General features: G+C 58.4%; 1 protein-coding gene. It reads left to right on the forward strand.

Features of this window, described 5'->3' with window-relative positions; genetic code table 11:
- Nucleotides 1–989 (forward strand): DMT family transporter (locus BLW97_RS17980; protein WP_075324159.1); only part of this gene is annotated, 989 nt, incomplete at both ends.

Consider the following 989-nt stretch of genomic DNA (forward strand, 5'->3'; position numbering starts at 1 on the left):
CCCGGAATTCCGGCAGCGATTTTCTCCGCCCTGCTTTTTGGTGCCAGCACTCCTCTGGCCAAAATTCTCCTGGCGTCGGTCAGCCCCTGGATGCTGGCGGCTCTGCTTTATCTGGGTTCCGGCCTGGGGCTCAGCGTGTATCGACTGCTGCGCCGCAGTCCGCGCGTCCATTTATCGCGTGCAGACACCTTCTGGTTTGGTGCCTCCGTACTGGCAGGAGGCATCATCGCACCAGTGCTGTTCATGTTCGGACTGCGGGGTGCGGCAGCATCCAATGCCTCCTTGCTGCTCAATGCCGAATCCGTATTCACCACACTGCTGGCCTGGTGGGTGTTCAAGGAAAACTTTGATCGTCGGATTGCCTGGGGCATGTTCGCCATTGTGCTCGGCATGGTGCTGCTCAGCTGGCCCGGTGCCGGAACACTGCAATTTCATATCCAACAGTTGTGGCCAGCAGCGACCATCATTGCCGCCTGCTTTGCCTGGGGCGTAGACAATAATCTGACCCGGAAAGTCTCCCTGACGGACTCCAGCTGGATTGCCGCCAACAAAGGTTGGGTCGCGGGTAGCGTCAATCTACTACTCGCCTTATGGCTGGGCAGCACAATACCGGCTCTACCCGATGCCATTGCTGCCATGATTCTGGGATTTTTTGCTTACGGGGTCAGCCTCGCCCTGTTTGTGGTTGGCTTACGCCATCTGGGCAGTGCTCGCACGGGAGCCTATTTTTCAAGCGCTCCCTTCTTTGGGGCCATTCTCAGCGTCATCATCCTGGGCACTCCGGTCACCCCGCTACTACTGATCGCGGCAGCACTGATGGCCTGGGGCATCTGGATGCATCTGGATGAACGCCACGATCATGTCCATTCCCATGAGGCCATGGATCATGCCCACATGCATATCCATGACGTCCATCACCAACACGCCCATGCCTTTCCGGTTGCTCCAGGAACCCGCCATGCGCATCCGCATCATCACGAGCCCCTCAC

It is taken from the genome of Acidithiobacillus albertensis (genome assembly GCF_001931655.1).
In the GTDB taxonomy this organism is placed as follows: domain Bacteria; phylum Pseudomonadota; class Gammaproteobacteria; order Acidithiobacillales; family Acidithiobacillaceae; genus Acidithiobacillus; species Acidithiobacillus thiooxidans.